The 26,381-nt window shown below is 53.3% G+C and carries 26 protein-coding genes; 17 read left to right on the forward strand and 9 right to left on the reverse strand.

Annotated features, from left to right (window positions below):
* The first annotated feature begins 3 nt into the window (after positions 1–3).
* From cdsA to FD744_RS16895, 15 genes are all read left to right on the forward strand, one after another.
* On the forward strand, positions 4–861 hold the full coding sequence (gene cdsA, locus FD744_RS16825) for a phosphatidate cytidylyltransferase (protein ID WP_034829478.1): 858 nt from the start codon (positions 4–6) through the stop codon (positions 859–861).
* Positions 862–873: 12 nt separating this feature from the next.
* Positions 874–2,223 carry a sigma E protease regulator RseP gene (rseP, locus tag FD744_RS16830; RefSeq protein ID WP_038648921.1) on the forward strand — a complete coding sequence of 450 codons (1,350 nt, stop codon included), beginning with the start codon at positions 874–876 and terminating at the stop codon, positions 2,221–2,223.
* Positions 2,224–2,274: 51 nt separating this feature from the next.
* Positions 2,275–4,686 (forward strand): outer membrane protein assembly factor BamA, encoded by a 2,412-nt coding sequence (gene bamA / locus FD744_RS16835; RefSeq protein ID WP_160868780.1) that lies wholly within the window; start codon positions 2,275–2,277, stop codon positions 4,684–4,686.
* A 95-nt stretch (positions 4,687–4,781) separates the two neighbouring features.
* Entirely contained in the window at positions 4,782–5,282 is a 501-nt protein-coding gene (locus FD744_RS16840; RefSeq protein WP_034829472.1) for an OmpH family outer membrane protein, read from the forward strand.
* A gap of 3 nt (positions 5,283–5,285) precedes the next feature.
* On the forward strand, positions 5,286–6,311 hold the full coding sequence (gene lpxD / locus FD744_RS16845) for a UDP-3-O-(3-hydroxymyristoyl)glucosamine N-acyltransferase (protein WP_160868781.1): 1,026 nt from the start codon (positions 5,286–5,288) through the stop codon (positions 6,309–6,311).
* Between the two features lie 196 nt (positions 6,312–6,507).
* On the forward strand, positions 6,508–6,963 hold the full coding sequence (gene fabZ / locus FD744_RS16850; protein ID WP_013507953.1) for a 3-hydroxyacyl-ACP dehydratase FabZ: 456 nt from the start codon (positions 6,508–6,510) through the stop codon (positions 6,961–6,963).
* Between the two features lie 3 nt (positions 6,964–6,966).
* A complete protein-coding gene (gene lpxA, locus FD744_RS16855; protein WP_034829465.1) occupies positions 6,967–7,755 on the forward strand; it encodes an acyl-ACP--UDP-N-acetylglucosamine O-acyltransferase in 789 nt (262 codons plus the stop codon).
* A gap of 3 nt (positions 7,756–7,758) precedes the next feature.
* The gene (gene lpxB / locus FD744_RS16860; protein ID WP_160868782.1) at positions 7,759–8,907 is read left to right on the forward strand and encodes a lipid-A-disaccharide synthase; all 1,149 of its coding nucleotides are present in this window, start codon (positions 7,759–7,761) and stop codon (positions 8,905–8,907) included.
* A complete protein-coding gene (gene rnhB / locus FD744_RS16865; protein WP_034829460.1) occupies positions 8,900–9,526 on the forward strand; it encodes a ribonuclease HII in 627 nt (208 codons plus the stop codon). Before lpxB ends, rnhB begins: the two co-directional genes overlap by 8 nt.
* A 31-nt stretch (positions 9,527–9,557) precedes the next feature.
* A complete protein-coding gene (gene dnaE, locus FD744_RS16870) occupies positions 9,558–13,040 on the forward strand; it encodes a DNA polymerase III subunit alpha (RefSeq protein WP_058962060.1) in 3,483 nt (1,160 codons plus the stop codon).
* A gap of 12 nt (positions 13,041–13,052) precedes the next feature.
* Positions 13,053–14,012 carry an acetyl-CoA carboxylase carboxyl transferase subunit alpha gene (accA, locus tag FD744_RS16875; protein ID WP_034829454.1) on the forward strand — a complete coding sequence of 320 codons (960 nt, stop codon included), beginning with the start codon at positions 13,053–13,055 and terminating at the stop codon, positions 14,010–14,012.
* Between the two features lie 331 nt (positions 14,013–14,343).
* Entirely contained in the window at positions 14,344–16,494 is a 2,151-nt protein-coding gene (locus FD744_RS16880) for a lysine decarboxylase LdcC (RefSeq protein ID WP_097118392.1), read from the forward strand.
* A 72-nt stretch (positions 16,495–16,566) separates the two neighbouring features.
* Positions 16,567–16,956 (forward strand): VOC family protein, encoded by a 390-nt coding sequence (locus FD744_RS16885; protein ID WP_058962058.1) that lies wholly within the window; start codon positions 16,567–16,569, stop codon positions 16,954–16,956.
* 53 nt (positions 16,957–17,009) lie between these two features.
* On the forward strand, positions 17,010–18,311 hold the full coding sequence (gene tilS, locus FD744_RS16890) for a tRNA lysidine(34) synthetase TilS (protein WP_160868783.1): 1,302 nt from the start codon (positions 17,010–17,012) through the stop codon (positions 18,309–18,311).
* Positions 18,312–18,325: 14 nt separating this feature from the next.
* Positions 18,326–18,634: a cytochrome c gene (locus tag FD744_RS16895; protein WP_034829444.1), complete on the forward strand. Its 309-nt coding sequence runs from the start codon at positions 18,326–18,328 to the stop codon at positions 18,632–18,634.
* A gap of 41 nt (positions 18,635–18,675) precedes the next feature.
* Here the strand turns inward: FD744_RS16895 and rof are convergent, their stop codons facing one another.
* Both rof and FD744_RS16905 read right to left on the reverse strand, forming a co-directional pair.
* The gene (gene rof, locus FD744_RS16900) at positions 18,676–18,939 is read right to left on the reverse strand and encodes a Rho-binding antiterminator (protein ID WP_160868784.1); all 264 of its coding nucleotides are present in this window, start codon (positions 18,937–18,939) and stop codon (positions 18,676–18,678) included.
* Positions 18,926–19,126 carry a YaeP family protein gene (locus FD744_RS16905; protein ID WP_013507964.1) on the reverse strand — a complete coding sequence of 67 codons (201 nt, stop codon included), beginning with the start codon at positions 19,124–19,126 and terminating at the stop codon, positions 18,926–18,928. The genes rof and FD744_RS16905 overlap by 14 nt, the downstream gene beginning before the upstream one ends.
* A 216-nt stretch (positions 19,127–19,342) precedes the next feature.
* Between FD744_RS16905 and arfB the strand changes: the two genes are divergently transcribed.
* Positions 19,343–19,753: an alternative ribosome rescue aminoacyl-tRNA hydrolase ArfB gene (arfB, locus tag FD744_RS16910; protein ID WP_160868785.1), complete on the forward strand. Its 411-nt coding sequence runs from the start codon at positions 19,343–19,345 to the stop codon at positions 19,751–19,753.
* 30 nt (positions 19,754–19,783) lie between these two features.
* Here arfB and proS read toward each other — a convergent pair whose 3' ends face one another.
* From proS to metN, 6 genes are all read right to left on the reverse strand, one after another.
* Positions 19,784–21,502: a proline--tRNA ligase gene (proS, locus tag FD744_RS16915; protein WP_097118395.1), complete on the reverse strand. Its 1,719-nt coding sequence runs from the start codon at positions 21,500–21,502 to the stop codon at positions 19,784–19,786.
* A 90-nt stretch (positions 21,503–21,592) separates the two neighbouring features.
* Positions 21,593–22,297, reverse strand: coding sequence for a tRNA (N6-threonylcarbamoyladenosine(37)-N6)-methyltransferase TrmO (tsaA, locus tag FD744_RS16920; RefSeq protein WP_034829435.1), 705 nt, complete (start codon positions 22,295–22,297; stop codon positions 21,593–21,595).
* Positions 22,294–22,695: an Rcs stress response system protein RcsF gene (rcsF, locus tag FD744_RS16925; RefSeq protein ID WP_160868786.1), complete on the reverse strand. Its 402-nt coding sequence runs from the start codon at positions 22,693–22,695 to the stop codon at positions 22,294–22,296. The genes tsaA and rcsF overlap by 4 nt, the downstream gene beginning before the upstream one ends.
* Before the next feature lie 115 nt (positions 22,696–22,810).
* Positions 22,811–23,626, reverse strand: coding sequence for a MetQ/NlpA family lipoprotein (locus tag FD744_RS16930; protein ID WP_034829430.1), 816 nt, complete (start codon positions 23,624–23,626; stop codon positions 22,811–22,813).
* A 37-nt stretch (positions 23,627–23,663) separates the two neighbouring features.
* Entirely contained in the window at positions 23,664–24,317 is a 654-nt protein-coding gene (locus FD744_RS16935) for a methionine ABC transporter permease MetI (RefSeq protein ID WP_034829428.1), read from the reverse strand.
* A complete protein-coding gene (gene metN, locus FD744_RS16940) occupies positions 24,310–25,341 on the reverse strand; it encodes a methionine ABC transporter ATP-binding protein MetN (protein WP_160868787.1) in 1,032 nt (343 codons plus the stop codon). Before metN ends, FD744_RS16935 begins: the two co-directional genes overlap by 8 nt.
* 188 nt (positions 25,342–25,529) lie before the next feature.
* Here metN and gmhB point away from each other — a divergent pair, with 188 nt between their 5' ends.
* On the forward strand, positions 25,530–26,090 hold the full coding sequence (gene gmhB / locus FD744_RS16945; RefSeq protein WP_034829426.1) for a D-glycero-beta-D-manno-heptose 1,7-bisphosphate 7-phosphatase: 561 nt from the start codon (positions 25,530–25,532) through the stop codon (positions 26,088–26,090).
* Here the strand turns inward: gmhB and FD744_RS25620 are convergent.
* On the reverse strand, positions 26,058–26,381 hold a 324-nt coding region (locus FD744_RS25620), incomplete at its 5' end, for a hypothetical protein (RefSeq protein ID WP_237449401.1). The genes gmhB and FD744_RS25620 overlap by 33 nt on opposite strands.

Consider the following 26,381-nt stretch of genomic DNA (forward strand, 5'->3'; position numbering starts at 1 on the left):
CCTTTGCTGAAGTCTCGTCTGATCACCGCGTTTATTCTGATTCCGCTGGTGATCGCTGCTCTGTTTTGGTTACCGCTGTCCGGATTTGCGATTACCACTATCATCATCTGTATGCTTGCCGCCTGGGAATGGGGGCAGCTGGCGGGTATGAAGACACGTCAGCAGCGTATCTGGCTCGCCGTGTTATGCGGTTTATTGCTCTCAGTGATGCTGTTCACCCTGCAACCCTATCAACGCAATCTGCACCAGTTCCAGATGGAGGGCTCACTTTGGGCCGCGCTGGGATGGTGGATTGTCGCCCTGTTTCTCGTGCTGTTTTATCCTGCCTCTGCGGCGTTGTGGCGCACTTCGCGCCCACTCCGCGTGTTATTCGGCATCCTGACCGTGATTCCCTTCTTCTGGGGCATGATGGCGCTGCGCCAGTATCATTACGATACCGATCACTTTGCGGGAGCATGGTGGTTGCTGTTTGTGATGCTGCTGGTCTGGGGCGCAGATTCTGGCGCTTATATGTTTGGCCGTTTGTTTGGTAAACATAAGCTGGCGCCAAAAGTGTCACCGGGTAAAACCTGGGAAGGCTTCTTTGGCGGCCTGCTGTCATCCGCGATTATCGCCTGGCTGTTTGCGCTGCTGGCTCCGCTTTCTGTGGCGCCGGGTACGCTGATTATCTGCGCCGTTATTGCTACGCTGGCTTCGGTTCTGGGGGATTTGACCGAGAGTATGTTCAAACGTGAAGCGGGCATCAAAGACAGCGGTAACTTGATTCCGGGTCACGGTGGTATCCTCGATCGTATCGACAGCCTGACCGCTGCGGTGCCGGTTTTTGCCTGCCTGCTGCTGCTGGTGTTCCGCACCCTCTGAGGATTAGCGACAATGTTGAGCATACTCTGGAGTTTTGTCGCCTTTATCGTGGCACTTGGCGTACTGATCACCGTGCACGAATTCGGCCACTTTTGGGTCGCCCGCCGCTGCGGTGTCAAAGTCGAACGTTTCTCGATTGGCTTTGGCAAAGCGTTGTGGCGTCGTAGCGATCGTCAGGGCACGGAATACGTCATTGCCCTGATCCCGCTCGGCGGCTACGTCAAAATGCTCGACGAACGCGTAGAGAGCGTTCCCGCTGAACTCCGCCATCAGGCCTTCAACAATAAAACTGTGCTGCAGCGTGCTTCGATCATTGCGGCCGGCCCCATTGCTAACTTCATCTTTGCCGTCTTCGCTTATTGGGTCGTCTTTATCCACGGCGTACCCGGTGTGCGTCCGGTTGTTGGCGAAATTCTGAACGGTTCTGTCGCGGCTGAAGCGCAAATTACCTCCGGTATGGAACTTAAAGCGGTAGATGGTATCGAAACGCCTGATTGGGATGCAGTGCGCATGGCGCTGATCGGAAAAATCGGCGACAGCAGTACCACGCTTACCGTCTCGCAATTCGGTGAAGATGCCACGCAGCAGAAGCAGGTCGATTTGCGCGAATGGCAGTTCGAACCGGATAAACAGGACCCGGTTGTGGCATTAGGGATTCGTCCTCGTGGGCCACAAATCGAAACGACCTTAGCTGAAGTGCAGGCAAATTCGCCGGCCAGCGCTGCCGGTTTGCAAGCAGGCGACAGGATCGTTAAAGTCGATGGTCAGCCGTTAACACAATGGCAGGCTTTTGCGGCGCAGGTGCGCGATAATCCGCGCAAAAACATGGCGCTGGATGTGGAACGTAACGGCGAACTCGTGGCGTTGACGTTAACGCCAGAAGCGAAACCGGGCAATGAAGCGGAAGGCTTTGCGGGAGTGATTCCGCGCGTCATTCCGCTGCCGGATGAGTATAAAACGGTTAGGCAGTATGGGCCCTTTGCCGCTATCGGTGAAGCCAGTGTCAAAACCTGGCAACTGATGAAGTTAACGGTCTCAATGCTGGGCAAGTTGATTACCGGGGATGTGAAGCTGAATAATCTGAGCGGGCCAATTTCGATTGCGCAAGGTGCAGGGTTATCAGCGGAATACGGGGTGATTTATTATCTGATGTTCCTGGCGCTGATCAGCGTCAATCTGGGGATCATCAACCTGTTCCCTCTGCCGGTATTAGATGGTGGACATCTGCTCTTTCTGGCGATCGAAAAGATCAAAGGTGGACCGGTGTCCGAGCGAGTTCAGGACTTCAGTTATCGCATTGGCTCAATTCTGCTGGTGTTATTAATGGGGCTTGCACTTTTCAATGATTTCTCACGTCTGTAATAGCTGGACTGCGGACAGGCGCGGGATGTGTTAGGAAAACGCATAACAACGATGGCGATGAAAAAGTTGCTCATAGCGTCGCTGCTGTTTAGCAGCGCCACCGTTTACGGTGCAGACGATTTCGTAGTGAAGGACATTCATTTCGAAGGTCTCCAGCGAGTCGCCGTCGGCGCGGCTCTGCTCAGCATGCCCGTACGTGTCGGTGATACCATTTCTGACGATGACGTCAGAAACACCATTCGCTCTCTGTTCGCCACCGGCAACTTTGAAGATGTTCAGGTTCTGCGTGATGGAACAACCCTGATTGTTCAGGTGAAAGAGCGTCCGACCATTGCCAGCATCACTTTCTCCGGCAACAAAGCGGTGAAAGAAGATCAGCTGAAGCAGAACCTTGAAGCTTCTGGTGTGCGCGTCGGTGAAGCACTCGACCGCACCACGCTTTCTTCGATTGAGAAGGGCCTGGAAGACTTCTACTACAGCGTCGGTAAATACACCGCCAGCGTGAAAGCGATTGCGACACCGCTGCCCCGTAACCGCGTGGATCTGAAATTCGTCTTCCAGGAAGGCGTGTCAGCTCAGATTCAGCAGATCAACATCGTTGGCAACAAAGCCTTTAGCTCTGATGAATTGATCTCGCGCTTCTCACTGCGTGATGAAGTGCCATGGTGGAACGTGGTTGGCGATCGTAAATACCAGAAACAAAAGCTGGCCGGGGATCTTGAGACCCTGCGTAGCTTCTATCTGGATCGCGGTTATGCGCGCTTCAACATCGATTCCACTCAGGTGAGCCTGACGCCAGATAAAAAAGGCATCTACATCACCGTGAACATCAACGAAGGCGATCAGTATAAGATTGCCGGCGTGATCGTGAACGGCAGCATGGCTGGCCATTCTGCTGAAATCGAAAAAATGACACGTATTCCATCGGGTGAGCTGTATAACGGCACCAAAGTCACGCAGATGGAAGACGACATCAAAAAACTGCTTGGTCGTTATGGCTATGCCTATCCGCGTGTGGTGACACAGCCGGAAATTAACGACGCAGACAAAACCGTTAAACTGCATATCAATGTGGATGCCGGTAACCGTTATTACGTGCGTAAAGTGCGCTTCGAAGGTAACGATACGTCGAAAGATGCCGTGCTGCGCCGTGAGATGCGTCAGATGGAAGGCGCATGGCTGGGCAGCGACCTGGTTGACCAGGGTAAAGAGCGTCTGAACCGTACCGGTTACTTTGAAACCGTCGATGTGGACACGCAGCGTGTGCCAGGTTCTCCGGACCAGGTGGATGTAGTTTATAAGGTTAAAGAACGTAACACCGGTACCTTCAACTTTGGTGTGGGTTACGGTACTGAAAGTGGCGTCAGCTTCCAGGTAGGTGTGACCCAGGACAACTGGCTCGGCACCGGTAATACCGTTGGCATCAGCGGTACTAAAAACGATTACCAGACCTATGCTGAATTCTCACTGACCGATCCGTATTTCACGGTCGACGGTGTGAGCCTGGGTGGTCGTGTCTTCTATAACGACTTCAAAGCGGATGATGCTGACCTGTCTGACTACACCAACAGAAGTTATGGTGTGGATGGCACTTTGGGCTTCCCGGTTAATGAAAACAACACATTGCGTGTCGGCCTGGGTTACGTGCATAACGACCTGTCCAACATGCAACCGCAGATTGCGATGTGGCGTTATCTGGACTCGGTTGGCCGCCATCAGGAGTTGAATGATAAAGGTGATTTCTCTGCAGATGATTTCACCTTCAACTACGGTTGGACATACAACACGCTGGACCGTGGTTTCTTCCCGACCAGGGGTAACCGTACCAATCTGAACGGCAAAGTGACTATTCCAGGTTCCGATAACGCCTTCTACAAAGCGACGTTGGATTCTCAGCAATACGTGCCACTGAACCGTGATGGCACATGGGTGGTGCTGGGACGTGGCCGTGTCGGATATGGTGACGGGCTCGGTGGAAAAGAGATGCCGTTCTATGAGAACTTCTACGGCGGTGGTTCAAGTACGGTTCGTGGCTTCCAGTCCAATACCATTGGTCCGAAAGCGGCTTACCTGAACGATCACTCCTCCACCTGTAACCTGACGGATGCCAATGGCGTCTGTAAGTCAGATGATGCGGTGGGTGGTAACGCGATGGCCATTGCCAGCCTTGAGCTGATCACGCCAACGCCGTTCCTGAGCGAGAAATACGCTAACTCAGTTCGTACATCGGTGTTCATGGATGCCGGTACTGTCTGGGATACCAAATGGCAGAACACCGCAGAAACCCGTGCGGCGGGCATTCCGGACTACAGCGATCCGAATAACATTCGTGTTTCTGCCGGTATTGCGCTGCAATGGATGTCGCCATTAGGTCCGCTGGTATTCTCATATGCTCAGCCGATGAAGAAAGTCGAGGGAGACAAGTCAGAGCAGTTCCAGTTTAACATTGGTAAAACCTGGTAAGGCTCTGAACAAGGAAGTGAAAATACCGTCTTGCATCCGTGTCGCGCTCTGTCGTGACACGCTGCAAACACACACGTTGAGGTAAGGAGTTTATAGTGAAAAAGTTGTTCTGTGCTGCTGCTCTGGGTGTTGCTTTAGCTGCTTCTGCGGGTGCCCAGGCGGCCGATAAAATCGCCGTTGTGAACCTGAGCCAGGTATTCCAGCAGTCTCCGCAGCGTGCCGCTGTTGCTAAACAGCTTGAGGGCGAGTTCTCAAGCCGTGCTTCTGACCTCCAGGCGCAGCAGCAGAAAATCCAGGGTGAAATCCAGGATCTGCAGCGCAATGCGTCAACCATGAAGGCCAGCGACCGCACCAAGAAAGAGAAGCAAATTGCTTCTGAGCGTGCTGCTTTTGAACAGAAAGCGCAGGCTTTCGACAAAGACAACCAGACTCGTCAGATGCAGGAGCGTAACAAGCTGCTGGCTAAAATCCAGACCGCTGTTCAGTCTGTAGCGAAAAGCGATGGTTACGATCTGGTGCTGGATTCTCAGGCCGTTCTGTACTCTTCTGCTGATGCTAAAGACATCACTGCTGACGTTGTAAAACAGGTTAAATAATCGATGTCATCAATTCGACTGGCTGATTTAGCCCAGCAGTTGGATGCAGAATTGCACGGAGATGGCGATATCGCCATCTCCGGCATTGCTTCTATGCAATCCGCCACCACTGGTCAAATCACTTTTCTTGCAAACAGCCGTTACCGCGAGCAGCTCGCTCATATCCAGGCTTCAGCCGTGGTGCTGACGGAAGCGGATCTGGAGTGGTGTAAAACCGCTGCCCTGGTGGTGAAAAATCCTTACTTAACGTACGCTCGCATGGCACAACTGCTGGACACAACGCCGCAGCCCGCGCAGAATATCGCGCCCAGTGCGGTGATCGATCCGACAGCGACGCTGGGTAAGAACGTTTCGGTGGGCGCGAATGCGGTGATCGAGTCTGGCGTTGAGCTGGGCGACGACGTCGTGATTGGCGCAGGATGTTTTGTCGGTAAGCAGACGCGTATCGGTCGCGGCTCACGTTTGTGGGCTAACGTGACGATTTACCATGAGATCGAGATTGGTCAGGATTGTCTGATTCAGTCGGGTACCGTGATCGGTGCCGATGGTTTCGGGTATGCTAACGACCGTGGCAATTGGGTGAAAATTCCACAGCTTGGAACCGTGGTAATTGGTGATCGCGTTGAAATTGGTGCTTGTACCACCATCGATCGCGGTGCACTGGATAACACTCTGATCGGCAATGGTGTTATCATAGACAACCAGTGTCAGATTGCGCACAACGTTGTGATTGGAGATAACACGGCCGTTGCGGGCGGTGTGATCATGGCGGGTAGTCTGAAGATTGGACGTTATTGTATGATTGGCGGCGCCAGCGTCATTAACGGCCATATGGAAATCTGTGACAAAGTGACCGTAACGGGCATGGGCATGGTAATGCGCCCGATCACAGAGCCTGGGATATACTCATCGGGTATCCCACTGCAACCCAACAAAACCTGGCGTAAAACGGCAGCGCTGGTGATGAATATCGATGAAATAAGCAAACGCTTAAAAGCCATCGAACGTAAGGTCGGCAAAGACGACTAAACGCATCGCTCGCGACCCGCTTTCATAATAAAGCAGCGTGCCTTCTTGCGACTTCGGCTTACCCCGAATGCGTGTGAGGAGGTCTCTCAGGAAAGCGTTACGCCACCGAACTGATTTGCGGCCTGCGGAGGATCATTTTGATCTGTGCAGGCCGTGTTATTATTGCCATCAGATTTTTTAGGACAGGAAGAGTATTTTGACAACTGAAACGCATACTCTGAAAATCGAAGAGATTTTAGAACTGCTGCCGCACCGCTATCCGTTCTTGCTGGTTGACCGCGTGCTGGAATTTGAAGAGCATAAATATCTGCGTGCGGTGAAGAACGTTTCTGTTAATGAACCGTTTTTCCAGGGACACTTCCCTGGTAAGCCGATTTTCCCAGGCGTTCTGATTCTGGAAGCAATGGCGCAGGCAACCGGTATTCTGGCGTTCAAAAGCGTTGGAAAACTGGAACCCGGCGAGCTGTATTACTTCGCCGGTATCGACGAAGCCCGCTTCAAACGTCCAGTGGTACCGGGCGATCAGATGATTATGGAAGTCACCTTCGAGAAAACTCGTCGTGGTCTGACGCGCTTCAAAGGCGTGGCAACGGTAGATGGCAAAATTGTCTGTGAAGCGACCATGATGTGTGCCCGTAGCCGGGAGGCATAATTAGTGATTGATTCAACCGCCAATATTCATCCCAGTTCCGTCATTGAAGAAGGTGCCGTCATCGGCGCCAATGTTCACATCGGCCCGTTCTGCTTTGTCGGCGCTAACGTGGAAATTGGTGAAGGTACGGTGCTCAAATCGCACGTGGTGGTGAACGGCCACACGCGTATCGGCAAAGACAATCAGATCTATCAGTTTGCTTCGATTGGTGAAGTGAACCAGGACCTGAAATATGCCGGTGAGCCGACCCGTGTTGAAATCGGCGATCGCAACCGCATCCGCGAGAGTGTGACTATTCACCGTGGCACCACGCAGGGTGGCAACCTCACTAAAGTCGGCAGTGATAACCTGCTGATGGTCAATGCGCACATCGCGCATGACTGCGTGATTGGTAACCGTTGCATCTTTGCTAACAACGCCACGCTGGGCGGCCATGTCACCGTGGATGATTTCGCCATCATCGGCGGTATGACGGCAGTACACCAGTGGTGCACCATTGGCGCACACGTGATGGTTGGCGGTTGTTCAGGCGTCGCGCAGGATGTGCCACCGTACGTTATTGCGCAGGGCAACCACGCGACCCCGTTCGGTATCAACATCGAAGGCCTCAAACGCCGTGGCTTTAGCAAAGAAGCACTGCACGCCATTCGCAATGCGTACAAGCTGCTTTATCGCAGTGGCAAAACGCTGGATGAAGTGAAACCAGAGATTGAAGAGCTGGCAAAACAACACAGCGAAGTGCAGCCTTTCTATGACTTCTTTGCCCGTTCAACGCGTGGATTGATTCGTTAATCCATGTCAGTGCGTCCCTTAACGATTGCCCTGGTCGCCGGAGAAACCTCCGGCGATATTCTTGGTGCAGGTCTGATCCGTGCGCTCAAAGCGCGTCATCCTGATGCCCGCTTTGTCGGCGTTGCCGGTCCGCTGATGCAGGCTGAAGGCTGTGAAGTCTGGTATGAGATGGAAGAGCTGGCGGTGATGGGCATTGTTGAAGTGCTCGGCCGCTTGCGCCGCTTGCTGAAAATTCGCAAGGATTTGACGCAGCGCTTCACCGAACTCAAGCCTGATGTCTTCGTCGGCATTGATGCGCCAGATTTCAATATCACATTGGAAGGCAGCCTGAAGCGCGCAGGAATTCGCACCATTCATTACGTCAGTCCTTCCGTGTGGGCGTGGCGACAAAAACGCGTGTTCAAAATTGGCCGCAATACCAACCTGGTACTGGCGTTTCTGCCGTTTGAAAAAGCGTTTTACGATCGATTCAACGTACCTTGCCGCTTTATCGGCCACACCATGGCCGATGCCATGCCGCTGCAGCCAGACAAATCTGCGGCGCGACGTGAGTTAGGCATCGCGGAGAATGCGATCTGTCTGGGCTTGCTGCCGGGTAGCCGTGGTGCAGAAGTGGAAATGCTGAGTGCGGATTTCTTGCGTGCGGCACAGTTATTGCGTCAGCGTTATCCCGCGCTGGAAATCGTGGTGCCGCTGGTCAATGCCAAACGCCGCGAACAGTTTGAACAGATTAAAGCTGAAGTGGCGCCCGAGCTACCGATGCATTTGCTGGATGGCAAAGGCCGTCAGGCGATGATCGCCAGCGATGCGGCGATTCTCGCATCCGGCACTGCTGCGCTGGAGTGCATGCTGGCGAAGTGTCCGATGGTGGTCGGTTACCGCATGAAACCCTTTACCTTCTGGCTGGCGAAGCGTTTGGTGAAAACGCCTTACGTTTCACTGCCCAATCTGCTGGCGGGTCGGGAGTTGGTCAAAGAGCTGTTGCAGGAAGAGTGCCAGCCAAAGGCACTGGCGGCTGCGCTGGAACCTCTGTTGCATGCCGGACCAGAGCGCGATGACCTGCTGAACACCTTCAACGAGTTGCATCAACAGATTCGCTGGAATGCTGATGAGCAAGCCGCGGACGCCGTACTGGAGATTGCCAATGACTGAGTTTATCTACCCAAACGCACAGCGCATTGCTGGCGTGGATGAAGTGGGGCGAGGTCCGCTGGTCGGCGCCGTTGTCACTGCAGCTGTCATTCTCGATCCTGCCAATCCGATTAAAGGCTTGGCCGACTCGAAGAAACTCTCCGAAAAGCGTCGTCTGGCGCTCTATGACGAAATCAAAGAGAAAGCGCTCGCCTGGAGTCTGGGCCGTGCGGAGCCTGAAGAGATCGACCAACTCAACATTCTGCACGCCACTATGCTGGCGATGCAGCGTGCGGTAGCGGGTCTGCCTGTTACGCCTGATTTTGTGTTGATCGATGGCAACCGCTGTCCGGCATTGCCCATGCCATCGCAGGCGGTGGTGAAGGGCGATAGCCTGGTACAAGAGATCAGTGCAGCCTCGATCATCGCGAAAGTCACGCGCGATCGTGAAATGGCCGAGCTGGATCTGTTGTTCCCAGAATATGGATTTGCCCAGCACAAAGGCTACCCAACTGCGTTGCATATGGAAAAATTGACTCAGTTTGGTGCCACGCCACATCATCGCCGCAGCTTTGCACCGGTGCGAAATGCCCTGATTGATGCTGATGTGCTGGCCGCGCGTCAGCCGACTGCGCTTTAATAGCCTGACGCTGTTTTAATCGGAAACTGATATGGCTGAACCTCGTTTTATACATCTGCGCGTACACAGCGACTATTCGATGGTCGATGGCCTGGCGAAAACTAAGCCATTGGTCAAGAAGGCGGCTGCGCTGGGTATGCCAGCGATTGCGATTACCGATTACATCAACCTTTGCGGGTTGGTGCGTTTTTACGGCAGTGCGCACGATGCAGGCATCAAACCGATTATTGGTGCGGATTTCCACGTCGCCAGTGAGTTGATGGGCGATGAGCTGACACAACTCACGGTCCTTGCCGCCAACAACACCGGTTATCAGAACCTTACGTTGTTAATTTCCCGTGCCTATCAGCGTGGATATGGCATTGCCGGACCGATTATTGACCGTGACTGGCTGGTCGAACTGGGTGAAGGCATCATTCTGCTCTCCGGTGGACGCAAGGGCGATGTTGGCCGCAGTCTACTGCGCGGCAACAGTGCGCTGGTGTCGCAGTGCCTCAGTTTCTATCAGGAACATTTCCCCAATCGTTATTACCTCGAGCTGACGCGTACCGGACGCGCCGATGAAGAGGCTTATCTGCATGCCGCCGTTGAGTTAGCGATTGCCGAAGGTGTGCCGGTGGTGGCCACCAACGAAGTCTGTTTCCTCAACGAAGAAGATTTTGACGCCCATGAAATTCGCGTGGCGATTCATGATGGCTTCACGCTGGACGATCCAAAACGCCCACGTCATTACAGTCCTCAGCAATATATGCGCAGCGAAGAGGAGATGTGCGAGCTGTTCTCGGACATCCCGGAAGCGCTGGAAAACAGCGTAGAGATTGCTAAGCGTTGTAACGTCACGGTACGCCTGGGTGAATACTTCCTGCCGCAATTCCCCACCGGGGAAATGACGACTGAAGATTTCCTCGTCATGAAGTCTCGTGAAGGGCTGGAAGAGCGTCTGGAATTCCTGTTCCCGGATGACAAGGTGCGTGCAGAGAAGCGGCCAGAATATGATGAACGTCTTGAGATTGAACTTAACGTTATCAACCAGATGGGCTTCCCTGGCTACTTCCTGATCGTGATGGAGTTTATCCAGTGGTCGAAGGATAACGGTATCCCGGTTGGGCCGGGCCGTGGTTCGGGTGCAGGCTCTCTGGTCGCGTATGCGCTGAAAATCACTGACCTCGACCCGTTGGAATTTGATCTGCTGTTCGAACGTTTCCTTAACCCGGAACGTGTCTCCATGCCCGACTTCGACGTCGATTTCTGCATGGAGAAGCGCGATCAGGTGATCGATCACGTTGCCGAGATGTATGGGCGCGAAGCGGTTTCGCAAATCATCACCTTCGGTACCATGGCGGCGAAAGCGGTTATCCGCGACGTAGGACGTGTGCTGGGTCATCCGTATGGCTTTGTGGATCGCATCTCCAAATTGATCCCGCCGGATCCCGGCATGACGCTGGAAAAAGCCTTTGAAGCGGAACCGCAGCTGCCGGAAATCTACGAGGCAGATGAAGAGGTCAAAGCGCTGATCGATATGGCGCGCAAGCTGGAAGGTGTCACACGTAACGCCGGTAAACACGCCGGTGGGGTGGTTATCGCACCGACCAAAATCACTGATTTTGCGCCGCTTTACTGTGATGAGAATGGCCAATTCCCGGTAACCCAGTTTGATAAAAATGATGTGGAATACGCCGGCCTGGTGAAGTTTGACTTCCTCGGCTTGCGCACGCTGACCATCATTGACTGGGCGCTGAAGATGATTAACCCGCGCCGCGCCAAAGAAGGGTTGGAGCCGATTGATATCGCCGCCATCCCGCTGGATGACAAGAAAAGCTTCGATATGCTGCAACGCTCGGAAACCACAGCGGTTTTCCAGCTTGAATCACGCGGCATGAAAGATCTGATCAAGCGTCTGAAGCCGGACTGCTTTGAAGATATGATCGCACTGGTGGCACTGTTCCGCCCGGGACCGCTGCAATCGGGCATGGTTGATAACTTCATTGACCGTAAGCACGGCCGTGAAGAAATTTCGTACCCGGATATTCAGTGGCAGCACGAAACCCTGAAGCCGGTACTAGAACCCACCTACGGCATCATCCTGTATCAGGAACAGGTGATGCAGATTGCTCAGGTGCTGTCGGGTTATACCCTGGGTGGCGCGGATATGCTGCGCCGTGCAATGGGTAAAAAGAAACCCGAAGAGATGGCCAAACAACGTTCGGTGTTCCAGGACGGTGCAGAAAGCATGGGTGTTGACGGTGAACTCTCGATGAAGATCTTCGATCTGGTAGAGAAGTTTGCGGGTTATGGCTTTAACAAGTCGCACTCGGCAGCCTATGCTTTAGTGTCTTATCAGACGCTGTGGCTGAAAGCGCACTACCCGGCAGAATTTATGGCAGCGGTAATGACCGCCGATATGGACAACACCGAGAAGGTCGTTGGCCTGGTGGATGAGTGCTGGCGCATGGGCCTGAAAGTGCTGCCGCCCGATATCAACTCCGGCTTGTATCCGTTCCATGTGAATGATGAAGGCGAAATCGTCTATGGTATCGGCGCCATTAAAGGCGTGGGTGAAGGGCCGATTGAAGCCATCATCGAAGCACGTAACGAAGGCGGCTACTTCAAAGAGCTGTTTGATCTCTGCGCTCGCACCGATACGAAAAAGATTAACCGTCGTGTGATGGAAAAGCTGATCATGTCGGGAGCTTTTGATCGCCTCGGTCCGCATCGTGCAGCCTTGATGAGCGCGCTCAGCGATGCATTGAAAGCTGCGGATCAGCACGCAAAAGCGGAAGCGACCGGACAAGCAGATATGTTTGGCGTGCTGGCCGAAGAGCCTGAGCAGGTGGAGAAGTCATACACCAACATCACGCCATGGCCGGAACAGATTCAACTGGACGGTGAGCGTGAGACGCTGGGTTTGTATCTCACCGGCCACCCAATTAATCAGTATCTTAAAGAAATTGATCGCTACGTTGGCGGCATGCGCCTGAAGGACATGCATCCGACGGATCGTGGTAAAGTAACCATCGCGGCGGGGCTGGTGATTGCCGCTCGCGTGATGGTCACGAAACGCGGCAACCGAATTGGTATTTGTACTCTCGACGATCGCTCTGGTCGTCTGGAAGTGATGTTATTTACCGATGCGTTAGATAAATACCAGCAGTTGCTGGAGAAAGACCGTATCCTGATCGTCAGTGGACAGGTCAGCTTTGATGACTTTAGCGGTGGCCTTAAAATGACCGCTCGAGAAGTGATGGACATCGACGAAGCGCGGGAAAAATACGCGCGCGGACTTGCTATCTCGCTGACGGACAGGCAAATTGATGACCAGCTTTTAAACCGTCTCCGCCAGTCTCTGGAGCCTCATCGCTCCGGGACCATTCCGGTGCATCTCTATTATCAGAGAGCAGATGCGCGGGCGAAGCTGCGCTTTGGTGCAGCGTGGCGTATTTCGCCCAGCGATCGTTTACTCAACGATTTGCGGTCGTTAGTAGGATCGGAGCAGGTGGAACTGGAGTTTGACTAAAACAGGAACATTATGAGTCTTAATTACCTGGATTTTGAACAGCCAATCGCAGAACTGGAAGCGAAAATCGACTCGCTGAAGTCAATTGGCCGTTCGGATGAGAAACACGATATTAATCTGGATGAAGAAGTGCAGCGTCTGCGCGAAAAAAGCGTTGAGCTGACCCGTAAAATCTTCTCCGATTTAGGTGCATGGCAGGTTGCGCAGCTCGCGCGTCACCCGCTGCGCCCTTACACGCTGGACTATGTCCGCAACGCGTTTGATGATTTCGATGAGTTGGCTGGCGACCGCGCTTATGCCGATGACAAAGCGATTGTCGGCGGTATTGCCCGTCTTGATGGTCGTCCGGTGATGGTCATTGGCCATCAGAAAGGCCGTGAAACCAAAGAGAAAATCCGTCGTAACTTCGGTATGCCAGCACCAGAAGGCTATCGTAAAGCGCTGCGACTGATGGAAATGGCTGAACGCTTCAAAATGCCACTGATCACCTTCATCGACACCCCGGGTGCATACCCTGGTGTGGGCGCCGAAGAGCGTGGACAATCTGAAGCCATCGCACGCAACCTGCGTGAAATGTCAGGTCTAAAAATTCCGGTCATCTGTACCGTGATTGGCGAAGGCGGTTCCGGTGGTGCGCTGGCAATTGGCGTGGGCGACAAAGTGAACATGCTGCAGTACAGCACCTACTCGGTGATTTCACCGGAAGGCTGTGCTTCTATTCTGTGGAAAAGCGCTGATAAAGCGCCATTGGCTGCGGAAGCGATGGGCATCACCGCCGATCGCCTGAAAGAGCTGAAGCTAATCGACTCGATCATCCCTGAACCATTGGGCGGCGCGCATCGTCAACCAGTGGATATGGCGGCAAGCTTGAAAAAGCAACTGCTGGCGGATCTGGCCGATCTCGACGTGTTGAGCACGGAAGAGCTGCTTAACCGTCGTTATCAGCGCCTGATGAGCTATGGCTACGCGTAAGCCAGCCTGTGCATGAAGAGAAGCGGACTCCGGTCCGCTTTTTTTATGCCCGCTAATTACTGAGCGAGATCGTTCAGACGGCTATGAATTGGGCAGCCATGACGTTCTAACCGGGCAGAGAAGGCTAGCCCGATGAGCAAAGCGTCCGGGCCATGGACGGCCCGGCCGATCTGCATGGATGCGTTGTTCCTTTGCGATCGGGCTGGCCTTTTCTGGCCCTCGCACCCAATTGACAGCAATCCCCCCTAAACAACAACACCGCATTCCAGAACATTCACCTCTCACTTTTCGCTATCCTTATTCAGTGCCATAACACCACAGGAGGTGAGCATTGAATATTATCGCGATCATGGGACCGCACGGCGCGTTCTACAAAGATGAACCGATTCGTGAACTGGACGCAGCCCTCAAGCTGCAAGGGTTCCAGACCGTCTATCCCAACAATGCCAGCGACCTGCTGAAACTGATAGAACACAACCCGCGTATCTGCGGCGTGGTTTTTGACTGGGACGATTACAGTCTGGCGCTGTGCAGCGACATCAACCAGCTCAACGAATATCTGCCGCTGTATGCCTTTATTAACACCCATTCGCAGATGGATGTCAGCATTAACGAAATGCGCATGGCGCTGCAATTCTTTGAGTACGCGCTCAATGCCGCTGACGACATCGCATTGCACATTCGGCAGTACACCGATGAGTACATCGATAAAATCATGCCGCCGCTCACCAAGGCGCTGTTCACCTATGTGAAAGAGGGCAAATACACCTTCTGTACGCCAGGCCACATGGGCGGCACCGCCTTCCAGAAAAGCCCGGTGGGCAGCCTGTTCTATGACTTCTTCGGTGCAAACACGCTCAAGGCGGATGTCTCCATCTCCGTCACCGAACTGGGGTCTCTGCTCGATCACACCGGCCCGCACCTCGAAGCAGAAGAGTATGTGGCACGTACTTTTGGCGCTGAACAAAGCTATATGGTGACCAATGGCACCTCAACCTCGAACAAAATTGTTGGGATGTATGCCGCGCCGGCAGGTAGCACGGTATTGATCGATCGTAACTGCCACAAATCACTCACCCATCTGCTGATGATGAGCGACATCATCCCGATTTGGCTCAAGCCGACGCGTAATGCGCTGGGCATTTTAGGGGGAATCCCGCAGCGGGAATTCACACGCGACAGTATTCAGCAGAAAGTTAATCAGACACCACGCGCCAGTTGGCCGGTGCATGCCGTCATCACCAACTCCACTTACGATGGCCTGTTGTATAACACCCAGTACATCAAAGAGACGCTGGATGTGCCGTCGATTCATTTCGATTCGGCCTGGGTGCCGTATACCAACTTTCATCCCATCTACAGCGGCAAAAGTGGTATGAGCGGGGAGCGTATTCCCGGCAAAGTGATTTATGAAACGCAGTCGACGCACAAACTGCTGGCGGCGTTTTCGCAGGCCTCGCTGATTCACATCAAAGGTGATTACGACCACGACACCTTTAATGAAGCCTACATGATGCACACCACCACATCGCCGAGTTACGCGATTGTCTCATCGATTGAAACGGCGGCGGCGATGTTGCGCGGTAATCCGGGAAAGCGATTGATCAATCGCTCAGTTGAGCGCGCTTTGCACTTCCGTCGTGAGATTCAGCGACTGCGTGAAGAGTGCGATGGCTGGTTCTTCGACATCTGGCAGCCTGAGCAGATCGATGAAGCTGAGTGCTGGCCGATCCAGCCAGGCGAAGAGGACTGGCATGGATTCACCCATGCCGATCGTGATCACATGTACCTCGATCCGATCAAAGTCACCATCCTGACGCCCGGAATGAGTGAATTGGGGAAAATGGCGGATGAAGGCATTCCGGCGGCGCTGGTGGCGAAGTTCCTCGATCAGCGCGGCGTGGTGGTAGAGAAGACCGGGCCGTACAATTTGCTGTTCCTGTTCAGCATCGGCATCGATAAAACCAAAGCCATGAGCGTGTTGCGTGGTCTGACTGAATTCAAACGCGCCTACGATCTTAATTTGCGGGTGAAAAACATGCTGCCGGATCTCTATGCCGAAGATCCCGACTTCTATCGCAATATGCGTATCCAGACATTGGCGCAGGGCATTCATAATCTGATTCGACAACACGATCTGCCACGCCTGATGCTTAAGGCTTTCGACGTTTTACCTGAATCAAAAATGACGCCGCATCAGGCCTTCCAGCGCCAGGTGCAGGGGCAAGTCGAAACCGTCGATATCCGTGAGTTAGTGGGCCGGGTCTCTGCTAACATGATTCTGCCTTATCCGCCGGGCGTGCCGTTGGTGATGCCAGGCGAGATGATCACGGAGGAGAGTCGCGCGGTGCTCGATTTTCTGCTGATGCTCTGCACGATTGGACGGCACTATCCTGGATTTGAAACCGATATCCATGGTGCAACGCTCACCGACGATGGGCGCTATCTGGTGCGCGTGCTCCGTGAGGAAAACAGCCGTTAACTTCGGACAATTGCCTCTTTTCAGCGCGCTACCGAGCACGTAGGCTTAGCGGCTGATTCTTTAGGAGCCGCTATGCTGCAGATAAAACAGATCCACCACATTGCCATTATTGCCACCGATTATCAGCGCAGTAAGGCGTTTTACTGTGACGTGTTAGGTTTTGATTTGCTGGGTGAGTATTACCGCGCCGAGCGTGATTCGTGGAAAGGGGATCTGGGACTGAACGGGGTTTATACCATCGAACTGTTCTCGTTCCCCTCGCCGCCGCCACGCGTCAGTGGGCCGGAAGCCTGCGGTCTGCGTCATCTGGCGTTTTGTGTTGATGATGTTGAACAGTCGATTGCCGCGTTGGCTGCGAAAGGCGTGGTGTGCGAACCCATCCGCATTGATGCCCTGACCGGCAAAGCGTGCACTTTCTTTCCGGATCCAGACGGTTTGCCGCTGGAGCTGTATCAAGCGTAAACTAGCCACCGCTGCGGGCCGCAATCAGGCGGTTCGCGTTGACGGATTACGCTATGTCCTTTTCCCATCTTGCTTCGTTACTGAAACCCGACGCCCGCTGTGTGCTGGCGTTCAGTGGCGGGTTGGATTCCACCGTACTGCTGCATCAGCTGGTGAGCTGGCAACGCCTGATGCCACAGCTGCAGGTGCGCGCGTTGCACGTCCATCATGGATTAAGCCCAAATGCGGAGCGCTGGGCGTCACATTGCCTGCAAATCTGTCAGCAGTGGCAGATTCCCTGCGAAGTGTTGCGCGTTCAGGTGGATGGTCGTGTAAAGGGCATTGAGGCGGCGGCCCGTGAAGCACGCTATCAGGCGTTATTTCAACAGCTGCAACACGGTGAGCACTTACTTACGGCTCAGCACCTTGACGATCAGTGTGAAACGCTGCTGTTGGCGCTGAAACGGGGCAGCGGTCCAGCGGGGCTAGCGGCAATGCCAATACAGCGTCAGGTGGGGGAACATTTGCACTTGCGTCCGTTACTGGATCTCAGTCGCCAGCAACTCGAAACCTATGCGACTGAGCACCGCTTACGCTGGATCGAGGATGAAAGTAACGCCGACAGCCGCTATGACCGTAATTTTCTTCGTCAGGACATTCTGCCGTTGCTGCAGACGCGCTGGCCACATTTTAGCGCCGCCAGCGCCCGCAGTGCCGCGTTGTGTGGTGAGCAGGAGCAATTGCTGGATGAACTGCTGGCAGAACAGTTGGCCCAGCTCACTGATGAACAGGGCGCACTGCATTTTCCGCCATTGCTGACGATGAGCGAAGCGCGGCGCCATGCGCTTTTGCGTCGCTGGATTGCACAGCAGGGCGGCGCGATGCCTTCACGTGATGCCTTAAAACGTATCACCGATGAAGTGATGTGTAGCCGTGAAGATGCCAATCCCAGCCTGAGTTTTGCTGCCTTTACACTCCGCCGGTATCGACAGCGGCTGTATTGGCTTAACGCGCATGCATCGCTGAGTCAGCACTCGCTAACCTGGCATGATCGTGAACAACTGCTGCGGCTGCCCGAGAATTTAGGCGTATTACAGGCAAACCCGGCGATCGCCACCTTGCGTCATCCCACCGAGGACGAATCGATCAACGTTCGTTTTCAGGCCAGCGGCTATTATCATCTGCTGGGCCGCGCCGGAGGCCGCGAGATAAAAAAATTGTGGCAGGAATTAGGTGTGCCACCCTGGCAGCGGGAGCGTATCCCCTTGATTTACTACAACCAGACGCTGATCTGTGCACCGGGAATCTTTGTCACCCACGAAGGTGCGGCCAGTCATGAGCAAGGCTGGCAAGCGATCTGGTTACAACAACAATAAGATGGAGAGCAATGATGAAACACTGGATGGCGGCAGCATTGCTGGCCGCAGCGTTGCCGGCTTTTGCCGACGGCGATGTGAATGCAGGCGCGCAAAAAGCAGCAACCTGCCTGGCGTGTCATGGTGCGGAAGGGAAAAGTGCTGTGCCGCTTTATCCCAATCTTGCCGGGCAACATGCGCCTTACCTGCTGCACTCCTTGCAGGCATATAAAAAAGGGGAGCGTAGCGGTGGTCAGGCAGAAGTGATGAAAGCGTTTGTGGCAGGATTGAGCGATCAGGATATGGAAGATTTATCGGCGTATTACAGTTCGCTGAAGCCATAAGCGAGGAGGGCGGGAGAACAGTTCCCGCCCGGATGCAGGATTTATTCGTCTTCGCTAACGATGACGGTGCCCAGCTCGGGGTGACTGAAGCTGGCGATATGGTCAAGACGCAGTTCGCGGGTTTCACCGGAGAGATCGACCGTCAGGTACTCCACGTTTTTACGTGAGAGCATGTCAACGGCTTTCGCCTTAAGCTGATCGCCGTTTTTTAACTCCAAAGACAGCGTCCAGTGTTTGGTGCAGGCGAGCTCGAGGCTATCGTAGTCATCGCAGTTGATGGGTTTGTAGGCTTCATTCGTCAACATAGTCGCTCACCAATAAGTTAGCAGCAGCATAAGCTGCTTGTTCCCTGACAGAAGAGTTTAGCGCAGAATTAGCGGCAATATCGTTGAGTGCGTTTAGCGCGCAACCTATCGCGTCTGGCACATACCCCAGGTCGCCACTGCCGATTTCGGCATACTTCTGGCGAACTAACTCACAATACTTTTGCACATACACCTCCTCAGCAGAGCTTAAATACTCTGGTTGATAAGCGACTATATCACAGGATTTTCATGGAAATCAGCCAGGGGAAGCCGCGATCTGTGCAAAGAAAAGTGTAAAAGTGACACACAGCGCTGGCCTTAAGCAGGAAGGCGGCGCACAAAAGGTTAAGTTGATGAACAGGTTATTCCGCGACACAACATCGTTCTTAAAGGCAGGTGACAGATGATCGTGCTGTCGCGTTCAGTTTCACTTGCAGACAACGAGGTCGAGCTCAGTGCTATTCGTGCACAAGGTGCGGGCGGGCAGCATGTGAATAAAACGTCTACTGCTATCCATCTGCGTTTTGATATCCATGCCTCTTCGCTGCCACCGTTCTACAAGGAACGCCTATTGGCTGCGAGCCACCATTTGATTACGGCAGAAGGCGTGGTGATCATCAAATCTCAGGAGTATCGCAGCCAGGAAATGAATCGCGAGGCGGCCCTGCTGCGGCTGATCAATCTGATTCGTGAGTTAACCACGGTGGAAAAAACCCGGCGGGCGACACGACCCACGCGTGCATCTAAAGAGCGGCGGCTCGAGGGGAAATCACGGCGCAGTAATGTGAAAGCGATGCGGGGAAAAGTGCAATGAAAAACGCCTCCAGCTGGAGGCGTTTTAGTCTTACTTGTTCAGCGCTTTTGCCAGGAACTCGACAATATCGTGCTGTTTGATCATTTGCTTCTCGCTGGATGAACGCGACTTGTACTCGATCTCTTCGTTATCGAGGTTACGGTCACCGATGACGATAGTATGTGGCACGCCAATCAGTTCCATATCAGCGAACATCACGCCTGGGCGCTCTTTGCGGTCATCCAGAATCACATCAATGCCTTTGGCACGCAGCTGGCTGTAAAGCTCTTCAGCCAACTCTTTCACACGGAACGATTTCTGCATGTTCATTGGCAAAATCGCCACTTCGAACGGTGCCAGAGCGGCTGGCCAGATGATGCCGCGTTCGTCATGGTTCTGCTCAATGGCCGCGGCGACAACACGGGTGATACCAATGCCGTAGCAACCCATGGTCATGATCTGGTTGCGACCCTCTTCACCCTGTACTGCCGCTTTCATTGCGTCAGAGTACTTGGTACCCAGCTGGAAGATGTGACCGACTTCGATACCACGTTTGATTTGCAGCGTGCCTTTGCCATCCGGGCTTGGATCGCCTTCAACCACGTTACGGATATCTTCTACGCGCGCTTCTGGCAGATCGCGCAGCCAATTGATGCCGGCAAAGTGCTGACCATCAATGTTGGCGCCTGCAGAGAAATCGCTCATCTTGGCAACGGTGCGGTCAGCAATCACAGGCATGCTTAGACCAACCGGGCCGATAGAACCAAAACCTGCGCCAACGGCGGCGCGAATCGCTTCTTCACTGCCCATCTCCAGCGGAGAGGCAACGATATCCAGATGCTCGGCTTTGATTTCGTTGAGTTCATGATCGCCGCGAACCAGCAAGGCAACCAGCGCATGGCCGCTCTCTTCCGCACCTTTCACAATCAGCGTTTTCACGGTTTTTTCTACCGGGATCTGATGTTGCTCAACCAATTCGGCAATCGTTTTGGCATTTGGCGTCGCGAACTGCGTCATCGCCTGAGTCGCAGCCGGACGTTCGCCTGCTGGCGCCAGTGCTTCGGCTTTTTCGATGTTGGCGGCGTAATCGGATTCGCTAGAGAAGATCACATCATCTTCACCGCTCTGCGCCAGCACCTGGAATTCGTGAGAGCCGCTACCGCCAATCGAACCGGTGTCAGCCTGTACGGCGCGGAAATCCAGACCCATACGGCTAAAGCTCTGGCTATAGGCGCGATACATCGCATCGTAGGTTTCCTGCAAGGATTCCTGCGAGGTATGGAATGAGTAAGCATCTTTCATGATGAACTCACGTGAACGCATCACACCAAAGCGTGGGCGCACTTCATCACGGAATTTGGTCTGGATCTGATACAGATTCAGCGGCAGCTGTTTGTATGAACTCAGTTCATTACGGATCAGATCGGTGACCACTTCTTCATGGGTTGGACCCAGCACGAAAGGACGCTCGTGACGATCTTTAATACGCAGCAGTTCCGGGCCGTACTGCTCCCAACGGCCGCTCTCTTCCCACAGATCGGCAGGCTGAACCACCGGCATAGATATCTCAATCGCGCCCGCGTTATTCATCTCTTCGCGTACGATATTTTCAACTTTTCGCAATACGCGAACACCGGTCGGCAACCAGGTATAAAGACCTGAAGCCAGTTTGCGGATCATACCGGCGCGCAGCATCAGCTGGTGGCTGATCACTTCCGCATCGGATGGCGTCTCTTTCAGAGTAGAGAGCAGATATTGAGTAGTACGCATTGATTACGATTCCAGTTGTACGGAAGGACACGGACAAAAAATTTTCTGGCGGCTAGTGTACCAGCGAGATCATTCACTCAAAAGCTTGTTTTAGCGTGGATCGAGAGCGATCACTTCTGTGCCGATCTCATCGATACGCCAGCGCACGTTAAAGTCGAGTAGCCAGGCAGCATACTCACGATCTTCCGCTTCACCTTTACGGTAAGCTGGGCGGGGATCCTGCGCTAAAACGTCAGCGATAAAACGTGCCAGATGGGGATAGTTCTTCTGCTGCTGGATTTGGTTTTGCGCCAGAGCAGAGAAACGCACGGGCATGGTGGCATCCGGTGCGCTCTGGGCAAAGCCAGCGCGGGCATCGGGCAGGGCTTCAGCAAACGGCAGGTAGGGTTTGATATCGACTACCGGTGTACCATCGACTAAATCCAGACTACCGAGTTGCAGAATCACCTGCTGCTTTTCACATCGAATGCCTTTCAATTCGACCAGCGACATGCCGATGGGGTTAGGGCGAAAGGTGGATCGGGTGGCGAAGACTCCCATGCGTGCGTTACCACCTAAGCGAGGAGGGCGTACGGTTGGGCGCCAACCGCCTTCCATGGTCTGATGGAAAACAAACAGCACCCAAAGATGGCTGAAGGCTTCAAGCCCGCGCACCGCTTCTGGCTGATTATAAGGCGGCAGGAGATGCAACTCGCCGCCGCCATCCTGAACTAGCCCAGGCTGGCGCGGTACGGCAAATTTTTCTTTCCACGGCGAACGAATCACGCCGATTTGCGCAAAGGCAAAATCACTCATTGATTGGAAACTTTCAGTGCTGAGCCCTGGCAAATCGCCTGACGATAACAGCCCGGCGTGCTGGTGACGATTTCGCATTTATGCAGCAATATCGCGTTCGCTTTCATCCCGGCTGCTTTAATCTGCAGACGCTTACGCGCGGTATTGATATTCGGTGGCGAATCCTGGCTGCTGCTTTGGCAATCATCGGCAGAGACTTCGCCCAGATCGCGGAACGGATTACTGACCAGATCGGTGGCATCGGTATAAATTTTTACCGGTGCAGGACGTGGAGTAGGCTTACGTTCTGGTTCGCTGGATGATGGTTGCGGGCGGGCGGGAGCACTGCTTATTGGGTGATATTCATGGACACACCCGGTTAGCATCAATGCTAACAAGCAGAGCGGTAAAAAACGCATGGCAACATCCTCAGTAGTAAAAAGTGGCGTTATTGAAACAAGGACGGGATTAAATAACAAGTCAGCAAAAAGAAAGGGCGGCCGAAGCCGCCCTGGATGGCATCAAAGGCGAAAATTACCAGCCTTTAACTGCACCACCGTTGAAGATTTTGTTCGCGGCTTCAGAAACTTCATCAGACTGATATGCCTGAACAAATTTCTTCACGTTTTCCGCATCTTTATTATCTTCACGGCTAACGATCAGGTTCACGTAAGGAGAATCTTTGTCTTCAACAAAGATGCCATCTTTCGCAGGTGTCAGGCCAATCTGGCTGGCGTAAGTGGTGTTGATCACCGCCAGCGCAATCTGCTGATCGTCCAGTGAACGTGGCAGCTGCGGCGCTTCCAGCTCAACAATCTTCAGGTTTTTAGGGTTCTCAACAATATCCAGAGAGGTTGGCAGCAGGCCCACGCCATCTTTCAGTTTGATCAGGCCGACTTTCTGCAGCAGCAGCAGTGAACGACCGAGGTTGGTTGGATCGTTAGGAATCGCAACCTGTGCACCGTTTTGCAGTTCATCCAGTGATTTGATTTTCTTTGAATAGCCAGCAATCGGATAAACGAAGGTGTTACCCACTGGCACAAGCTTATAGCCACGGTCTTTGATCTGCTGATCCAGATAAGGCTTATGCTGGAAGGCGTTAACATCGATATCGCCTTTGCTTAATGCTTCGTTCGGCAGCACGTAATCGTTAAAGGTCACCAGCTCAACATCCAGACCGTATTTCTCTTTAGCGACCTTCACTGCGGTTTCAGCAACCTGCTGCTCAGCACCGACAATCACACCCACTTTGATGTGGTTTGGGTCTTTAGCTTTCTGATCGCATCCTGCCAGCGCAATTGCGCCAATCAGAGCACCCACAGCGGCAATCTTTTTAAATGTGAAAGACATATCCCTTCCTTAATAGAGGACTATTGATGTTGTTTACTTATTTATGTGACACAGCACGGACAATGCGGTCGCCACAGAATTGAATGAGATACACCAGAACAACCAGCAAAATCAGCACGGTATTCATCACAGTGGCGTTATAACCAATGTAACCATACTGATAGCCAATCTGACCCAAGCCACCTGCGCCGACCGCGCCACCCATGGCGGAATAGCCGACCAGCGTAATCAGAGTAATTGTAGCGGCATTCACCAGACCAGGCAGGGCTTCTGGCAGCAGCACTTTACGTACGATCTGCAGGGGAGTCGCGCCCATCGCGCGTGAGGCTTCGATTAAACCGGTTGGCAACTCTAACAGCGCATTCTCGACCATGCGCGCAATGAAAGGTGCGGCGCCGACTGTCAGTGGCACGATTGCAGCCTGCAAACCAATGGAGGTGCCGACAATCATGCGCGTGAAAGGAATCATCCACACCAGCAATATAATGAAGGGGATTGAACGGAATATATTCACCACCGCTGAGAGCACGCGATAGAGTGTGCCATTGGCCAGAATTTGCCCTGGGCGAGTGACATACAGCAGCACGCCGACGGGCAGGCCGAGTACAAAACCAAAGAAACCAGAGACGAAGGTCATCATCAGCGTTTCCCAGACGCCACGCGTCAGTAACCACAGCATCGCTTCAGACATAACCCAGTACCTCTACTTTCACATGATTTTCTTTCAGCCAGGCAATCGCTGCCTGTGTGTCTGTTTCACTGCCATCCATCTCGGCCAGCATGATGCCGAACTTCACGCCGCCGGCATAATCCATCTGGGCACTGATGATGTTGTTATTCACATTGAAGCGACGAGCAGCTTCTGACAGCAGCGGCGCATCCACTGATTTGCCGGTGAACTCCAGACGCAACAGCGGGACGCTTCCAGCTGTGGCTTGCGGTGTCATACGTTGCTGGTAATCGTCTGGGATATCCAGATGCAGCGTCGATTGAATGAATTGCTGAGCCAGTGGCGTTTTAGGATGTGAGAACACTTCACTGACGCTGTCTTTCTCAATCAGTTCGCCATTACTGATAACAGCAACCTGGTCGCAGATGCGTTTCACCACATCCATCTCATGAGTGATCAGCAGAATAGTGATCCCCAGACGGCGGTTGATGTCTTTCAGTAACTCTAAGATGGAACGCGTGGTTGCTGGGTCGAGGGCGCTGGTGGCTTCGTCGCACAGCAAAACTTTTGGATTCGTGGCCAGCGCACGCGCAATCGCCACACGCTGTTTTTGTCCACCCGAAAGATTCGCAGGCCAGCTGTCGTGCTTGTCCGCCAGTCCAACTAACTCCAGCAGTTCAGTTACGCGGTTTTTAATCTGCTCACGTGACAGGTTGCCCAATTCAAGCGGCAGCGCAACGTTACCGGCTACGGTACGTGAGTTCATTAGATTGAAGTGCTGGAAAATCATGCCAATCTGACGGCGTGCCAGCGTCAGTTTTGAGGAGGAGAGGGCAGTCAAATCCTGACCATCAACCAGAACGCGTCCTGATGTTGGACGCTCAAGCAAGTTAACGCAGCGGATCAGCGTACTTTTACCGGCACCGGAAGAACCGATGACGCCATAAATCTGTCCAGCAGGCACGTGCAGGCTGACGTTGGAAAGCGCCTGAATGGTGCGTGAACCTTGCTGGAACACTTTGGTAATGTTTTCGAGTTTAATCATTAGTTTAATAGTTATCGTGTTGCGTTGTCCGTGGTGTATCGGGTTTCACGCGATTGCGCTGCGTGAAATTTGGATGGATGTTAAGGCATCCAGACGGCTAAATCAATCGAAGTCATTCAATCTGCCATTCTCTCTATATATGCAATCATGCGATACTGTGCGGCATTATTTGCAGCAGGAGTTTCTACGTGTCGAATAAAGTCCCCGCTATTTTCCTGGATCGTGATGGCACCCTGAATGTCGATCATGGTTATGTTCACGAAATCGATAATTTTGAATTCATCGATGGCACCATTGAAGCGTTACAGGTGCTAAAGAAGATGGGCTTCGCGCTGGTACTGGTGACCAACCAGTCCGGTATTGCGCGCGGCATGTTTACCGAAGACCAGTTTATGCAGCTCACCGAATGGATGGATTGGTCGCTGGCGGATCGTGATGTCGATCTTGATGGCATCTATTTCTGTCCTCATCTGCCAGATGCAACTGTAGAAGAGTATCGCCAGGTATGTGATTGCCGTAAGCCGCAGCCGGGTATGCTGCTCTCTGCGCAGAAGCATCTGAACATCGATATGGCTGCTTCTTATATGGTAGGTGACAAAATAGAAGATATGCAGGCAGCTGCAGCAGCAGGTGTGGGCACGAAAGTGTTGGTGCGTACTGGTAAGCCGGTCACCGCTGAAGGCGAAAATGCAGCAGATTGGGTGCTTAACAGCCTGTCAGAGCTGCCTGGACGCATTAAAAAGGGCTGATTTAGGCGGTTTTGTGCAATTTTCAAGCGAACGAATAAAAACTTGAAAATTGCCCTTGCGCTTCCTCAGAACCTGCCTATAATGCGCCACCACTGAGACGGCAAAGCGGCAACGCAGACGGCTCAGCAGGGAGTGAAGAAATTCATCCTGCCGGAGAAAAAAACGCTGAAAAAAGTGTTTGACTCTGAAGGAGGAAAGCGTAATATACGCCACCTCGCAACAGCAGCTTAAGGCGCTGATTGCACCGCTCTTTAACAATTTATCAGACAATCTGTGTGGGCACTCGCAGGA

Source organism: Pantoea sp. Taur (genome assembly GCF_009830025.1).
Taxonomy (GTDB): Bacteria; Pseudomonadota; Gammaproteobacteria; order Enterobacterales; family Enterobacteriaceae; genus Pantoea; species Pantoea communis.

Bases quoted from the DNA above. Each gene is read 5' to 3' on its own strand.
- rseP (WP_038648921.1), top strand. From the start codon at position 874: ATGTTGAGCATACTCTGGAGTTTTGTCGCCTTTATCGTGGCACTTGGC.
- bamA (WP_160868780.1), top strand. From the start codon at position 2,275: ATGGCGATGAAAAAGTTGCTCATAGCGTCGCTGCTGTTTAGCAGCGCC.
- lpxD (WP_160868781.1), top strand. From the start codon at position 5,286: ATGTCATCAATTCGACTGGCTGATTTAGCCCAGCAGTTGGATGCAGAA.
- lpxB (WP_160868782.1), top strand. From the start codon at position 7,759: ATGTCAGTGCGTCCCTTAACGATTGCCCTGGTCGCCGGAGAAACCTCC.
- rnhB (WP_034829460.1), top strand. From the start codon at position 8,900: ATGACTGAGTTTATCTACCCAAACGCACAGCGCATTGCTGGCGTGGAT.
- dnaE (WP_058962060.1), top strand. From the start codon at position 9,558: ATGGCTGAACCTCGTTTTATACATCTGCGCGTACACAGCGACTATTCG.
- accA (WP_034829454.1), top strand. From the start codon at position 13,053: ATGAGTCTTAATTACCTGGATTTTGAACAGCCAATCGCAGAACTGGAA.
- FD744_RS16885 (WP_058962058.1), top strand. From the start codon at position 16,567: ATGCTGCAGATAAAACAGATCCACCACATTGCCATTATTGCCACCGAT.
- tilS (WP_160868783.1), top strand. From the start codon at position 17,010: ATGTCCTTTTCCCATCTTGCTTCGTTACTGAAACCCGACGCCCGCTGT.
- FD744_RS16895 (WP_034829444.1), top strand. From the start codon at position 18,326: ATGAAACACTGGATGGCGGCAGCATTGCTGGCCGCAGCGTTGCCGGCT.
- rof (WP_160868784.1), bottom strand. From the start codon at position 18,939: ATGTTGACGAATGAAGCCTACAAACCCATCAACTGCGATGACTACGAT.
- arfB (WP_160868785.1), top strand. From the start codon at position 19,343: ATGATCGTGCTGTCGCGTTCAGTTTCACTTGCAGACAACGAGGTCGAG.
- proS (WP_097118395.1), bottom strand. From the start codon at position 21,502: ATGCGTACTACTCAATATCTGCTCTCTACTCTGAAAGAGACGCCATCC.
- tsaA (WP_034829435.1), bottom strand. From the start codon at position 22,297: ATGAGTGATTTTGCCTTTGCGCAAATCGGCGTGATTCGTTCGCCGTGG.
- rcsF (WP_160868786.1), bottom strand. From the start codon at position 22,695: ATGCGTTTTTTACCGCTCTGCTTGTTAGCATTGATGCTAACCGGGTGT.
- FD744_RS16930 (WP_034829430.1), bottom strand. From the start codon at position 23,626: ATGTCTTTCACATTTAAAAAGATTGCCGCTGTGGGTGCTCTGATTGGC.
- FD744_RS16935 (WP_034829428.1), bottom strand. From the start codon at position 24,317: ATGTCTGAAGCGATGCTGTGGTTACTGACGCGTGGCGTCTGGGAAACG.
- metN (WP_160868787.1), bottom strand. From the start codon at position 25,341: ATGATTAAACTCGAAAACATTACCAAAGTGTTCCAGCAAGGTTCACGC.